The sequence below is a fragment of the Shewanella benthica KT99 genome (assembly GCF_000172075.1).
In the GTDB taxonomy this organism is placed as follows: Bacteria; Pseudomonadota; Gammaproteobacteria; order Enterobacterales; family Shewanellaceae; genus Shewanella; species Shewanella benthica_A.
Genome location: NZ_ABIC01000036.1, coordinates 16,888 through 30,741, shown reverse-complemented (window position 1 = coordinate 30,741; position 13,854 = coordinate 16,888). Strand labels below are relative to the sequence as shown.

Genomic DNA, 13,854 nt, shown 5'->3' with positions numbered 1-13,854 from the left:
ATAAAAATTATATTTAGGGAATGGGCCTATGGACAAGAAGCGCTGCGGCTGGGTTGGGGATGATCAAGTTTACCTGGACTATCATGATTACGTCTGGGGCCGACCCGTGTATGGCAGCCAGGAGCTTTTCGCCAAGCTCTGCCTCGATGGTCAGCAGGCGGGACTTTCCTGGATCACCATTCTCAAGAAACAAAAAAACTATGAAGCGGCATTTGCCAACTTCGATCCTGCTGTGATTGCTAAATTTGATGCTGCCAAGGTCGAGGAGTTACTTCAAGATAAAGGCATAGTCAGAAATCGTCTCAAGGTTAACTCCATCATCAAGAATGCTCGTGCTTACATGGCCAACTTTTCTGACACCAAGGGCGAACAGGGCAATGATTTTTCTGAATTTCTCTGGAGCTTCGTTGGTGGCAGCCCGATAGTGAACCATTTTGAAGCTATGGAAGAGATCCCCGTGAAGACTAGCGAGTCTGAAGCCATGTCTAACGCATTGAAAAAAATGGGTTTTAACTTCGTCGGGCCGACAATCTGTTATGCGTTTATGCAGGCGGTAGGCATGTTCAATGATCATGCAACATATTGTTTTTGTTATGATAAATGTAATAAAGAAGGATCGAGTTCCTAAGGGGTTAGGTTTTAGGAGAAGGAAGAGCAAGGGAAAAGCCAAGACGACGGCGCATCTGTGGACGTTCGTTTCACTCTCTGGAAATAAAAGTTCCTAGGGGCTAGGTTTTTGGAGAAGGAAGAGCAGGGGAAAAGCCAAGACGATGGCTGCGCCTGTTCGATGTTCGTTGCACTCTCTGGTAAAAGAAAACTTCCTAGGAACTAGAGCCTAGGTTCTAGAAACTAAAAAAAGAGTGTTCCACGTGGAACACTCTTTTTATTTTCAGACTTTATTTATGTTGTTCTCTTACATCGCGAAGCGATATTAAATTATTTTTTAGCTTTTTCACTTAAAAAATAATTTTCCTGAAATTAAAATCTGGCAGCAAAGTTAGCCAGATTTTAAAGTTCAAAACAGAGATTAGAGTTCAAAAAAGAAAGGTTTTCTCTGCTTGCCTCTATTTTTAGATCCACCGTTTAGCTGGTTCATGGTTTCGGCGTTGTAGAGTTTGCCGTTGACCATGGTATAAGTAACGCGATCTGTGACTCGAATATCCTCTAGTGGATCACCATCGATGACGATCAAATCGGCGAGCTTACCTTGCTTGATTGAACCAAGCTGATGATCCATGCCGAAGTGTTTGGCCGGATTTATTGTTGCCGTCTTGAGCACTTCGAGATTACTCATGCCACCTTGGGCAAACATCCACATTTCCCAATGAGCCGCTAAACCTTCCCGTTGACCATGGGCACCTATATTGGGTTTAACACCCAAATCATTCATCTCATTGGCGACTCGAGCAACATTGAAATGGTTGTAATGTTCATCCGGTGCAGTAGTGCGTCGCATGGATCTGGCATTTAAGATATCGCTGGGTACATACATGGACAGTCTTGGATGAGCCCATACATCTGTCTTATCGTACCAATAGTTTTCACCCGATATACCGCCATAGGCGACGACCAGAGTCGGGGTGTAACCGACTTCAGTCTGACTCCAGAGTTGCTTTATGTCGTTGTAGATAGAGGCCGCTGGTAATGAATGTTCGATACCAGTATGGCCATCGACAATCATGGTCAGGTTATGTTGTAGCAAACTGCCACCTTCAGGCACCACCATCATCTCGAGTTCACGAGCGGCAGCTATGATTTGTTGGCGCTGATTACGACGTGGTTGGTTATAACTCTTCACACTGAATGCGCCAACTTTCTTCAGACGTAGCAGGTGAAATTTAGCATCCTCCAGTGAATCGATATGAGATGTGTAGCCGGGACCATTGGCTCCATAGAGAATGGTTCCTGTCGAGAAGATACGTGGGCCGACAATATTACCCGCTTTCTGTTGCTCGGAAGCGGCGAATATCTCTGTGGTATCGTTAGACGGATCATGGATAGCCGTGACACCCAGAGACAAGTTAGAGTAGAGTTCCCAGTTTTGCTGAGGGATAATTTCATCTTCACCCTGTGCGCCATGTGCATGAGCATCGAATAATCCCGGCATCAGGGTCTTGCCCTTGATGTCTATGACAGTCGCTTCACTAGGGATCTGCGTCGATGCGTCACCGACAGAGATAATCTTATTATCCTTGACGATCACCACACCATTCTCAATCACCTTATCATCTTCCATGGTGATGATCTTGCCACCGACGAAGGCAATTGTTCCACGTGGAACATCGGCCTTCTGAGCGAATCCCAGATCGGTGATCTTAGGTTCGACCTTAGCTATATCTGAGCTAGCTTGCTCATCACCGTTAGTTTTACGCTGACCTTTATACTCTATATCTACTGGCATCTGATACAGCTCTGGGCCCAAGGTCCAGTAGAGTTGATCGCTGTTACCGTTCCAGCTAATACTCTCACCGGCACGCACGCTTAACTGGCTTACAGGCAAGTTACTCGCCTTGGGGCCTATCTCTATGGTCTCGCCGTGTTTAGCGAATGGGGTAACCCAGACCTTGAAGCGTTCGGCGAAAGCGAGCTGCTTGCCATCGGGAGATATGCGAAATTCTGTACCTAGCTTACTGGTGTAGTGAACTCGCTTCTGGAAGCCATCTAGGTTTATTGAGGCGAACTCTGGAGTCTCGCCTTGATCCATAAAGTAGACACGCTGGGAGTCGGCACCAAACTGTGGCTGATAACCATCTGGCGTGATTCGGGTATTTTGTTTGCCTTTGATATCTACCTTATACAGTCCAGTATCCTGGGACCAGGTTTTCGGGGTGATATAACCGCCTTTAGTTTTACGGTAAACCACGAAGGAACCATCGGGTGAGAAGGTGGGTTCTACATATTTCCCCGGCTCCTTGGTCAAAGTTTTAATGCGTTTATTCCTGACCCTGATAACTTTAACTGTACCTTGGTCCTGATCATCCCAGGTGGTAAACACGATACTTCTGCTGTCACGAGACCACTGGGGATATAGCTCCCTCAGATCTGCATCAAGATTAGTGAGGCGGCTGTGCTTGTCAGACTTATTAGATAAACTTTTAACCCACAGCTTACCCAGGGCTTCATAAACGACTTTGTTACCATCGGGTGAAACCTGAGCCATACGCAGCATCTTGACGTCGAACACATCCTTATCAAGGTCTTGCTCGAACCGTACCGCAGGTTGAACTGTCAATTCGGTCTTGACCGAGAAGGGGATCTGTTTAACTGATTTGGACTCAACATCCAGTTTGTTAATTTTACCGCCAGCCCAGAAGACTATCTCTTGGTTGTCGGCGGTCCAACTCATGGTCGGATAGACACCGTGAATGGCCCAGGTCTCTTGCATGTCTCTGTCTAGCTTGCCGTATAGCTTCTCTTTCTTGCCTGATTTGAGGTCGAGCAGGTACAGAGAAGACTGAAATCCGTCTCGTTTGATATAGGCTAGCTTAGTTCCATCCGGACTAGGGGTCGGCCTTATGGCGCCACCTGTGCCCTCGACTAATACCTCTATGTCACCAGTTTCGGTATCGTAGCGTTTGATCTTATAGATACCCTTGACCGAGTCTTTCGAGTAATGGAATGTCTTACCCGGAGTGGCATCTTGGCTAAAGTAGATGTAGCGTCCATCCGGTGAGTAGGCGGGTTCGCCCAGGTCTTTCTCTTCGTTAGGACGCTCGGTGAGTTTAATGCCTTCGCCGCCTGCCACATGATATAGCCAGACTTCTCCGGCACCTAGACTACGAGAACCTGTGTAGTGCTTACGTGCGACCAAGTATTGTGAATCCGGACTCCAGGCTGGGCTATTGAGCAGACGGAATGTTTCGTCGGTTACGGCTCTTGGATTGCTGCCATCGGCATCCATGATCCAAATATTGTCGCCACCATTCTCATCCGAGGTGAAGGCGATATACTTGCCGTCCGGGCTGTATGTTGGCTGCATCTGCCAGGCTATGCCTTTAGCAAGTACTTTGGCTTCACCGCCTTGCATGGGGATTTGGTAGATATCACCCAGCATGTCGAACACGATAGTTTTACCGTTTGGGCTGACACTGATATTCATCCAGGTGCCTTCGGATACATCAATCTTAACCTGTTCGAATGGCGCATTAGCCGGCGCATTTACCTGCCACTTAGGTTCTTTGTCTGAGGTCGATTCGCTCGCCATTATTGGCAAACTTAAGCTAAGTGCGATTGCAGCACATAGCGGGGTGAACGTATGTTTTATCATTTTAATCCCTGATTTATTCTTCTTATCTAAAAACTGTTGGCAATAATTATTCTTTGTTGATTGTGCCAGTCTTTTTGTTAAAGCGAGCCGAGTTGTTATTTTTGTGATGCTTGTGTTTTTATGCTGGATACAAGTTAATTTCACCTGTCTTTTATCGCATATTTAAGGGACTGATAAAACCAATATCGTGTAGTAAATTGTGAATTTTGACTGGATTCAAGGCTTACTCTATGTAGAGTCTTATAGATATATTTTGAGGCGGGTGTTCAGATCGTTTTTTGGAGCTAGTTTATAGATGAGTTTAGTTTGTGGGCTTGCTGTCAGTTATAAAGTGATTATGAAGACAGAGACATAGAAAGAATCAGAATAGTAGAGCCAAGCTAACTCGATGGACTGAGTTAAGCCTGTCATCGAGTCTGCTTAAGTTCAAAGCCCTTTCTGAATTAGATACAGATAAGGCGTCTTATCTGTGCTACTCGAGAGTAGCTTATGATCCATGAACTCACAGAAGCTGGGAATATCGCGTGTAGTGGCTGGATCATCTGCGATGATCAGCAGGGTCTCGCCGGCTTCCATTTTACGTACTGATTTACGCACCATCATAACGGGCTCAGGACATCGTAGCCCGATAGCATCAAGCTGATGGTCGGCCTGGTTCATGCCATCGATAATCGTATCACTCACTCGGTCGCTCATAATTCCTCAACCATATATCTGCCATCAAACCTACTGCGGATCAGAGGTGAGGCGTGCTTGTAAAGAGTGACTAATATTACTCCAGCAAAAAGCTTTATCCAAGCTCTGAGGGGGATTTTGTCAGATTAGACTAACTCGTGAGGGGTGATACTTGTGCCCTAGTCACCAGTTGTAGCTGCTCTGGCGCTAGTTCAATATCTAATCCTCGCTGACCGCCGCTGACATATATTTGTGGGTGATTCTCTGCACTGATGTCTATGTAAGTCTTTAGGGCTTTCTTCTGGGCGATTGGACTGACAGCTCCCAACTTATAACCCGTGGATCTTTGCACATCATCGGCATTGGCCATAGCGGCTTTTTTCGCTTTCGCTGCCTTGGCTATGAGTTTCATACTGAGTTTGGCGGCGACGGGGATAATGGCAACCACCAACTGCTTGCCATCGAGTTGCACGACCAAGGTTTTAAATACCTGTTCAAGTTGCAAACCTAATTTTTCTGCTGCCTCTAACCCATAGGAGTCACAACCCGGTTCATGGTGATATTCATGAATGGTGAAGTCTATGTTAGCTTTCTTTAATGCATTAATTGCTGGCGTCATGCTCTTTTCTGCTCTTCGCAAACTTGCTCATTCACCTTTAATTTCATCACCAGCACTTTCACTCCGTGATAGGTCAGCTGTTCGACGGCTTTCCAGCCCACCTGCTTATCTTTGAGTTTGTCTTCCAGGGCCTGAGTCGATCGGCTGGAGTCATCGGCCTCCTTGTTCAAAGTAGCAGTGCCCCATTCATCGTTATACCATTTGGCTAGTTGCGGAATAGCCTCGGGCTTATCTGCCAGTAATACCAGTTCCATCTCTTGATTCCAAAGTTGTTTGAGGAGGACTAGTTTTGCCATATTTTGCTTCATTGTTCAAGGGGAAGTCGATCTGTTTGCGGGAGGGTTTTCAGGAGCTTGCAGTGTAGATGTTCCATGTGGAACAAAAAAACCTAAGCAAAATACACTTAGGTTTTTTAAAGGTTAACTTCGTTAACAAGTTTTATCTGATGGTAACTCTAAGGTCTTTCGAATATCGTTGCGATACCTTGACCTAAACCGATACACATGGTTGCCAGACCATATTTTGCATCTTTACTTTCCATCAAGTTGATAAGGGTTGTAGAGATACGAGTACCTGAGCAACCCAATGGGTGACCTAGGGCGATAGCGCCGCCATTGAGGTTAACCTTCTCATCGACCACGTCCATCAGACCTAATTCTTTCACACAAGGCAGAGACTGGGCGGCGAAGGCTTCGTTGAGTTCGATAACATCGATATCCTCGATAGTCAGGCCAGCGCGTTCCAGTGCTTTCTTAGTCGCCGGAACCGGACCGTAACCCATGATGGCAGCATCACAACCGGCGACAGCCATTGAGCGGATACGGGCACGTATTGGTAAGCCTAAAGACTTGGCTTTCTCTTCTTCCATAACCAACATGGCTGAAGCGCCATCGGACAGGGCTGAAGATGTCCCCGCTGTTACGGTACCATTGACTGGATCGAAAGTGGGTCTAAGTCCTGATAGAGATTCCATGGTCGTTTCGGGGCGGATAACTTCGTCATGCTCAACCATGATCAAGGCACCATTGGCATCATGACCTTCGATTGGGTGGATCTCATTGGCGAAGCGACCTTCGACTGTGGCTGCATGAGCACGTTTATGTGAACGTACGGCAAATTCATCTTGCTGCTCACGTGTGATGCCGTGCATCTTACCTAGCATCTCAGCCGTTAGGCCCATCATGCCCGATGCCTTAGCGACATTATTGGCAAGACCGGGGTGGAAGTCGACACCATGATTCATCGGCACATGACCCATGTGTTCGACACCACCGACGATGAACGTATCACCTTGGCCTGTCATGATAGCGCGCGCGGCTTGGTGCAGGGCATCCATCGATGAACCACATAGACGGTTAACGGTCACGCCGCCAATCTGCTTAGGCAGACCCGCAAGCAGTGATGCGTTACGGGCGATATTGAAGCCTTGCTCCAGAGTCTGCTGCACACAGCCCCAGATCACGTCTTCAATGGTATTAGGATCCAGTTTAGGGTTACGTTCAACCAGGGCCTTCATTAGTTCAGCAGAGAGTGTCTCTGCGCGTACATTCCTAAATACTCCAGCCTTAGAGCGGCCCATGGGAGTACGGATGCAATCTACGATAACTGCTTGTTTCATTATTTTATTCCTTGCCACTTATTTAGACTGGTAGTAGCTGCCATTGTTTGCGGCAAGTTCACGCATGGCATCTGTTACTTGATATAGGCCACCTAAGTGAGCATATTTATCGGCAAGAGCGACGAAGTTTGCCACGCCCATGGTCTCTATGTAACGGAATACACCGCCTCGGAATGGCGGGAAACCTAGACCGTAAACCAGACCCATATCCGCTTCAGCAGGTGAAGCTATAATGCCTTCCTCGAGACAACGCACAGTTTCTATGATCATAGGGATCATAGTGCGGGCGATGATCACATCGGACTCGAATTGCTTAAGCTCGCCGAATTCGGCACCTAGCAGTTCATAGCTAATGGCATCGACATCTTTCTTCGGCTTGCCACGACGGTCGACCGAGTAAGCATAGAAACCTTTGCTATTCTTCTGACCGAAGCGTTGTGCCTCAAACATGATATCGATAGCATCTTTGCCTTCTTTCGCCATGCGATCAGGGAAGCCTTCAGCCATTACAGCCTGTGCGTGATGACCCGTATCTAAGCCGACAACATCGAGCAGGTATGCCGGCCCCATTGGCCAACCGAACTGCTTCTCCATCACCTTATCGATTGCGGCGAAATCACCGCCATCGGCGAGTAGGCCACTGAAGCCGGCGAAGTAAGGGAACAGCACACGGTTAATGAAGAAACCCGGACAATCATTGACTACGATAGGTGTCTTACCCATCTTGCTGGCGTACGCAACTACAGTCGCAATTGTCTCTTCCGAGCTATGCTCACCACGAATAATTTCAACCAATGGCATCTTATGTACCGGGTTGAAGAAGTGCATGCCACAGAAACGTTCAGGCTTCTTCAGGGCCTTCGCCAGTAGGTTGATCGAGATGGTCGAGGTATTCGAGGTGATGATGGCGTCGTCGGCAACGTGCTGCTCAACTTCGGCCAGTACCATAGCCTTGACCTTAGGGTGTTCGACAACGGCTTCGACGACTAGGTCGACATCTTTGACCGGGGCATAGTCCAGAGTCGCAGTGATGTTGTTAAGCACCTTGGCCATCTTCTCTGGTGTGGAACGACCACGTTTAATCTGCGCTGCAAGCAGCTTAGAGGCTTCACCCAGACCTAACTCCAGAGCTGGCTGTGTAATATCTTTCATGACGATAGGAGTGCCCTTGCTGGCGCTCTGGTAGGCGATGCCGCCACCCATGATGCCTGCACCCAGTACGGCGGCTGTGTCTACTTTCTTAGCCAGTTTACCGGCCTTTTTCGCCTTGCCTTTGACTAACTGGTCATTGAGGAAGATACCGATCAATGCCTGAGCCACGTCTGTTTTGGCTAGCTTAACAAAAGCTTGATGCTCTATCTTAAGGGCTTCATCTCGCTTAAGGTTTGCGGCTTGCTCTATGACGCTGATGGCTGTCATAGGTGCTGGATAATGCTTGCCTGCTATCTTGAAAACCATGCCTTTCGCCGTGGCGAATGACATCATAGCTTCTAGCTTAGGCAGTGTTAGTGGTGCCTGCTTGCGAGCGCGGCGACTCTGCCAATCGAGTTTTTCTGCGACGGCATCCTTGATCATCTGAATCGCTGCAGCTTGTAAATTCTCTGGTGCAACGATCGCGTCGATAGCGCCGACTTTAAGTGCCGCTTCCGGACGTTGGTCTTTACCGCTAGTGATCCACTCGAGGGCGTTGTCTGCACCGATTATACGTGGCAGGCGAACCGTACCACCAAAACCAGGAACCAGTCCTAGCTTAGACTCGGGTAATCCCACTCTTGCCGTCGTATCGGCAATACGGAAATCGGTTGCTAGTACGGTTTCGAAACCGCCACCTAGTGCAAAGCCGTTGATGGCTGAGATAGTTGGAAAGGGAAGATCTTCTAACTTATTGAATACGACGTTCGCTTCTGCTATCCAAGGGAGTAGCACGCTATCGTCTTGAGCGAACAAGCCTAAGAATTCAGTGATGTCGGCGCCAACGATGAAGGCGCTTTTAGCTGAAGTCAGGACTAAAGCTTGGATGTCTGAATTTTGCTTGATTGCATCGAGTGCAGCGTTAAGAGAGTCAATCGTTTCTCTATCTAGCTTGTTGACTGAACCCGGTGCGTTAAAGCATAGCCGAGCGATATTATCTTCAAGTAACTCAACCTGAATCGTAGGACTTTGGTAGATCATTGCTTGCTTCCTTTTGCGTGATACCCGTCTTAACTAGGGGTTATTATTATATCTCAGCGCAGGTCATCATCTGACCAGTTGCTACTCAGTGTGCGACGAATTTAGAAAAATTACAACACCCAATTTAAACACCTGTTTGATTGTTGCTTTGGTGGAGGTCTTTTTAAGCTTTATGTTAGACTGTTTTCAGATGCTGAATTAGTAATAAGAACAACTAACAACAGGAAGTCACTCATGGATCAGCTCGCTAGCCATTATCTTGCTCACATCACCGAACTGAACCGTCGTGTGGCGGACATAGTTACCCAGGAAAATTTAGCTGGCCTGGTGTTCCATTCAGGTCAGCCTCATCGCCAGTTTTTAGACGATATGGATTACCCTTTTAAGGTCAATCCGCACTTTAAAGCCTGGTTACCTATCTTGGATAATCCTCACTCTTGGTTGTTAGTCAATGGCCGGGATAAGCCGCAATTGATCTTCTTTCGTCCGGTAGATTTCTGGCACAAGGTTGCCGATGTTCCCGATACATTCTGGAGCGAGCATGTTGAAATAAAGCTGCTGACTAAAGCCGATAAAGTTGCTGAGTTACTGCCAAAAGATATCGCCAACTGGGCCTATATAGGGGAACACTTAGATGTTGCCGAGGTGCTTGGCTTTAAGAGTCGAAATCCAGATGCGGTGCTGAGTTACCTTCATTACCATAGAGCGACCAAGACCCAATATGAGCTCGAGTGCATGCGACGCTCTAACGAGATAGCCGTACAAGGCCACGTAGCGGCTAAAAAGGCCTTCTATAATGGTGGCAGTGAGTTTGAGATCCAGCAGGAATACCTGACAGCTTCTTGTCAGGGCGAGAACGAGGTTCCCTATGGCAATATCATCGCGCTTAACCGCAATGCTTCGATTCTGCATTACACTAAACTTGAACATGCGAGTCCTCATTCGAGAAAATCATTTCTTATCGATGCTGGGGCAAATTTCTCTGGTTATGCCGCGGATATTACCCGCACTTATGCCTTCGAGAAAAATATCTTCAGTGACTTGATTGAGGCGATGAACAAGGCGCAGCTCGAGCTTGTCGATATGATGAGGCCGGGAGTTAAATATGTTGATTTGCATATTGAGACCCATAAGAAAATTGCCCGGATCATGTTAGATTTTAATATGGCCAGAGGAGATGTCGATAGCTTAGTCGAGCAGGGGATCACCAGAGTCTTCTTCCCCCATGGACTTGGTCATATGTTAGGGCTACAAGTCCACGATATGGGTGGCTATCTTCATGACGAGCGAGGCACTCATATTGCCGCACCAGATGCGCATCCCTTCCTGCGCTGCACCCGTACCTTAGCGGTGAATCAAGTGCTGACAATCGAGCCGGGGATCTACATCATCGACTCTCTACTGGACGGCTTGAAGCAAGATAAACGTCAGGCACAGATCAACTGGAACACCATAGAGCAGTTACGTCCATTCGGCGGCATTCGTATCGAAGATAATGTCATAGTTCATGCCGATAGAAATGAGAACATGACTCGCGATTGCGGTTTAGGCTAATGATTGATAGTTATCAGATCCCATCTGCTGACTTAGTAATAGAAGAGGAGATAAAGCATAGCCGCTTTATCTCTTTTCTTTTTCATTGTCAGTCTGGCGAAGAGTTGAAGTGTGCGCTTACTAATATCAAGGGTGAATATCCAGGGGCTAGCCATTATTGCTATGCGTTCGTGAATGCGGCACCTGATAACAGCATGGCTATTGGTTCCAGTGATGATGGAGAGCCAGCCGGAAGTGCCGGGCGTCCCATGCTAGCCACGTTACAGGGATCTGGTGTGGGTGAGATAGGCGCCATTGTGGTGCGTTACTTCGGTGGTACTAAGCTCGGAGTGGGTGGTTTAGTCAGGGCCTATAGTTCGGGTATCAGACAAGGCCTGACTCAGTTACAAACTGAGCTTAAACAGATCCGTTATCCGGGTTTATTGGAATGTGATTATGGCCAGCTTCAGGATGTGGAGTATCTGCTTAAGCAGAGTGACGGGGTGATATCGGACAGATCCTTTACCGATAAGGTGCTGGTGACCTTTGAGCTTCCTAAGCGGTATCGAGACCAACTCAATACTGATTTGGCCACCATGAGTCAGGGAAAGCTCAAAGCGAACTTTGAGCTGGAGTGACTCTCACTTAAGAGGTTTATACCAAAAGGTATTAATCATGAGTGAGCACTATGATTTGTCCCTGTGCTGAGTTATCGAAATGTGCGAAAATAACAAAAGGTGCGTTTTTCTTCGCTCTCATCTTATGGGGAGCGAGTTTCGCTAATGAATAATAGATAGGCCTAGATGCAATATAGAACGATTATAAGAATAACGGGTTTGCTAGTGGGCTTGTTTTCCCTGTCTCTGCTCCCGCCAGCTCTGGTGGCGGTGATCTATAAAGATGGAGGCGGTACCGCATTTATTCAGGCGTTTGTATTGAGTCTATTTCTCGGTTTCATGCTCTGGTATCCCAATCGAAGACACAAGAAAGATCTTCGCACCCGTGAAGGCTTCCTCTTAGTGGTGCTTTTTTGGGGAGTGCTGGGTTCCATCGGTGCGGTGCCGTTTATTTTTTCTAGCCAGCCGGACTTATCTATTACTGACAGCTTCTTCGAGTCTTTCTCGGCCCTAACTACCACAGGTGCCACTGTGATTGTTGGCTTAGATTCTCTACCCAAAGCCATACTCTTTTACCGACATCTGCTGCAATGGCTGGGTGGCATGGGGATTATTGTCTTGGCCGTTGCCATTCTACCTGTACTTGGTATCGGGGGAATGCAGCTCTATCGCGCCGAGATGCCCGGGCCGGTGAAAGACAGTAAGATGACCCCCAGGATAGCCGAGACTGCCAAGGCTTTATGGTATATCTATTTCTTACTGACTGTCGCCTGTGCCTTCTCTTACTGGGTGGCGGGAATGAATGTTTTCGATGCTATCTGTCACTCTTTCTCTACTATCGCCATCGGCGGATTCTCAACCTATGATGCCAGTATCGGCCATTTCGATAGCACGGCAATTAACATGGTCTGTGTGGTCTTTCTCTTGATAGCTGCGCTCAACTTCAGCCTTCACTTTGCTGCTTTCACCCGTCGCGGTATTAACCTTAGGGTCTACTTCAAGGATGCCGAGTTTAAGGTGCTTATTATCGTGCAACTTGTGTTGACCGCGATCTGCTTCGCGACTCTCTATCACTCGGGGATCTATGATTCACCGGAAGAGGCCTTCGATTATGCCCTATTTCAGGCGGTGTCAATTTCGACAACGGCAGGATTCGGCACAGAGAGCTTCCACATGTGGCCGCTGTTTCTGCCTATGTTACTCATCTTCTCGAGCTTTATTGGCGGCTGTGGCGGTTCGACTGCCGGCGGTATCAAGGTAATGCGGATGATCTTGCTACTCAAGCAGGGCTCCCGTGAACTTAAACGTCTGGTACATCCCAGAGCCATGTTCTCGATTAGGATCGGCAATAAAGTCTTACCCGAGCGCGTCATCGATGCGGTATGGGGGTTTTTCTCTGCTTACGCCCTGGTTTTTGTTATCTGTATGCTGGCATTGATGGCAATGGGGATGGATAATATCACCGCCTTTAGCGCCACCGCGGCTTGCTTGAATAACTTAGGCCCTGGGTTAGGAGAGGTTGCCAGCAACTATGCCAGCATCAATGATGGTTCTAAGTGGATACTCTTGCTGGCCATGTTATTTGGCAGACTCGAAGTGTTTACGCTTCTGGTGCTGTTTACGCCTACTTTTTGGCGAAATTAGAGGCGATTTAGACTTTTACCTTATAGCATTATTGGCAGTATTTTTATTTAATCAATATAGATAACTTAGAGAGAGCCCAGTCAGTGGCGCTTATATTTCTACCTTCATTATTCAGGAAACCTGATGAGCAATACGTTAATTATCTACTCCACCGTCGATGGCCAAACAAAAGTAATCTGTGAGTTTGTGCAGGGGATTAGCGAAGGTGCGGGTGATAGTGTGACTTTAGCTTCGCTGGAAGATGCTCAAGGTTTAAACCTCTCTTACTTCGATAAGATCTTGATAGGTGCCAGTATCCGTTATGGTAAGCATAGGCCGGATCTGTATCAGTATATCAACCGTCACCAAGCCGTGCTCAATGCTAAGAAAAATGCCTTCTTTAGTGTGAATGTGGTTGCCAGAAAGCCGGAGAAGAACACTCCGGAAACCAATCCCTATATGAAGAAGTTTCTAGCGCTTTCATTATGGAAACCGCAGCAGCTAGGCGTCTTCGCCGGTAAGATCGATTACCCTAAATACCGCTTCTTCGATAAGACCATGATACGTTTTATCATGTGGATGACTAAGGGGCCGACGGATACGTCTGAAGCCTACGAGTTCACTGACTGGGAGCAAGTAGAAGAGTTCGCCAAGGCTTTCACCGACAGATAGACTTAGCTGTTAACAATAAGCAGTAGATGACCAAGGGGTCGTCAATGGATACGTCTGG

11 protein-coding genes are annotated in these 13,854 nt (G+C 47.5%); 5 read left to right on the top strand and 6 right to left on the bottom strand.

The window, feature by feature from the left end; genetic code table 11:
• Positions 1-28 precede the first annotated feature (28 nt).
• Positions 29-628, top strand: coding sequence for a DNA-3-methyladenine glycosylase I (locus tag KT99_RS15075; RefSeq protein WP_005501645.1), 600 nt, complete (start codon positions 29-31; stop codon positions 626-628).
• A 399-nt stretch (positions 629-1,027) separates the two neighbouring features.
• Here the strand turns inward: KT99_RS15075 and KT99_RS15070 are convergent, their stop codons facing one another.
• The 6 genes from KT99_RS15070 to fadB all read right to left on the bottom strand — a co-directional run bounded on the left by KT99_RS15070 (position 1,028) and on the right by fadB (position 9,351).
• A complete protein-coding gene (locus KT99_RS15070; RefSeq protein ID WP_040572063.1) occupies positions 1,028-4,267 on the bottom strand; it encodes an amidohydrolase family protein in 3,240 nt (1,079 codons plus the stop codon).
• Between the two features lie 426 nt (positions 4,268-4,693).
• Positions 4,694-4,927 (bottom strand): sulfurtransferase TusA, encoded by a 234-nt coding sequence (gene tusA / locus KT99_RS15065; RefSeq protein ID WP_086017601.1) that lies wholly within the window; start codon positions 4,925-4,927, stop codon positions 4,694-4,696.
• 166 nt (positions 4,928-5,093) lie between these two features.
• Positions 5,094-5,561: a Cys-tRNA(Pro) deacylase gene (ybaK, locus tag KT99_RS15060; RefSeq protein ID WP_005501640.1), complete on the bottom strand. Its 468-nt coding sequence runs from the start codon at positions 5,559-5,561 to the stop codon at positions 5,094-5,096.
• Positions 5,558-5,857 (bottom strand): hypothetical protein, encoded by a 300-nt coding sequence (locus KT99_RS15055; protein ID WP_232504309.1) that lies wholly within the window; start codon positions 5,855-5,857, stop codon positions 5,558-5,560. The genes ybaK and KT99_RS15055 overlap by 4 nt, the downstream gene beginning before the upstream one ends.
• Before the next feature lie 158 nt (positions 5,858-6,015).
• Positions 6,016-7,179 carry an acetyl-CoA C-acyltransferase FadA gene (gene fadA, locus KT99_RS15050; RefSeq protein ID WP_005501632.1) on the bottom strand — a complete coding sequence of 388 codons (1,164 nt, stop codon included), beginning with the start codon at positions 7,177-7,179 and terminating at the stop codon, positions 6,016-6,018.
• Between the two features lie 18 nt (positions 7,180-7,197).
• Entirely contained in the window at positions 7,198-9,351 is a 2,154-nt protein-coding gene (gene fadB, locus KT99_RS15045; protein WP_005501631.1) for a fatty acid oxidation complex subunit alpha FadB, read from the bottom strand.
• A gap of 234 nt (positions 9,352-9,585) precedes the next feature.
• Here fadB and pepQ point away from each other — a divergent pair, with 234 nt between their 5' ends.
• From pepQ to hemG, 4 genes are all read left to right on the top strand, one after another.
• Positions 9,586-10,905, top strand: coding sequence for a Xaa-Pro dipeptidase (gene pepQ / locus KT99_RS15040; RefSeq protein WP_005501630.1), 1,320 nt, complete (start codon positions 9,586-9,588; stop codon positions 10,903-10,905).
• Positions 10,905-11,522 (top strand): YigZ family protein, encoded by a 618-nt coding sequence (locus KT99_RS15035; protein WP_005501629.1) that lies wholly within the window; start codon positions 10,905-10,907, stop codon positions 11,520-11,522. Before pepQ ends, KT99_RS15035 begins: the two co-directional genes overlap by 1 nt.
• Before the next feature lie 165 nt (positions 11,523-11,687).
• Complete coding sequence (locus tag KT99_RS15030) at positions 11,688-13,145, top strand: TrkH family potassium uptake protein (RefSeq protein WP_040572061.1); 1,458 nt, start codon at positions 11,688-11,690, stop codon at positions 13,143-13,145.
• A gap of 123 nt (positions 13,146-13,268) precedes the next feature.
• Positions 13,269-13,796 (top strand): menaquinone-dependent protoporphyrinogen IX dehydrogenase, encoded by a 528-nt coding sequence (gene hemG, locus KT99_RS15025; protein WP_005501625.1) that lies wholly within the window; start codon positions 13,269-13,271, stop codon positions 13,794-13,796.
• Positions 13,797-13,854: the final 58 nt, after the last annotated feature.

Bases quoted from the DNA above. Each gene is read 5' to 3' on its own strand.
- ybaK (WP_005501640.1), bottom strand. From the start codon at position 5,561: ATGACGCCAGCAATTAATGCATTAAAGAAAGCTAACATAGACTTCACC.
- KT99_RS15075 (WP_005501645.1), top strand. From the start codon at position 29: ATGGACAAGAAGCGCTGCGGCTGGGTTGGGGATGATCAAGTTTACCTG.
- tusA (WP_086017601.1), bottom strand. From the start codon at position 4,927: ATGAACCAGGCCGACCATCAGCTTGATGCTATCGGGCTACGATGTCCT.
- fadB (WP_005501631.1), bottom strand. From the start codon at position 9,351: ATGATCTACCAAAGTCCTACGATTCAGGTTGAGTTACTTGAAGATAAT.
- KT99_RS15030 (WP_040572061.1), top strand. From the start codon at position 11,688: ATGCAATATAGAACGATTATAAGAATAACGGGTTTGCTAGTGGGCTTG.
- KT99_RS15055 (WP_232504309.1), bottom strand. From the start codon at position 5,857: ATGGCAAAACTAGTCCTCCTCAAACAACTTTGGAATCAAGAGATGGAA.
- pepQ (WP_005501630.1), top strand. From the start codon at position 9,586: ATGGATCAGCTCGCTAGCCATTATCTTGCTCACATCACCGAACTGAAC.
- KT99_RS15070 (WP_040572063.1), bottom strand. From the start codon at position 4,267: ATGATAAAACATACGTTCACCCCGCTATGTGCTGCAATCGCACTTAGC.
- KT99_RS15035 (WP_005501629.1), top strand. From the start codon at position 10,905: ATGATTGATAGTTATCAGATCCCATCTGCTGACTTAGTAATAGAAGAG.
- hemG (WP_005501625.1), top strand. From the start codon at position 13,269: ATGAGCAATACGTTAATTATCTACTCCACCGTCGATGGCCAAACAAAA.
- fadA (WP_005501632.1), bottom strand. From the start codon at position 7,179: ATGAAACAAGCAGTTATCGTAGATTGCATCCGTACTCCCATGGGCCGC.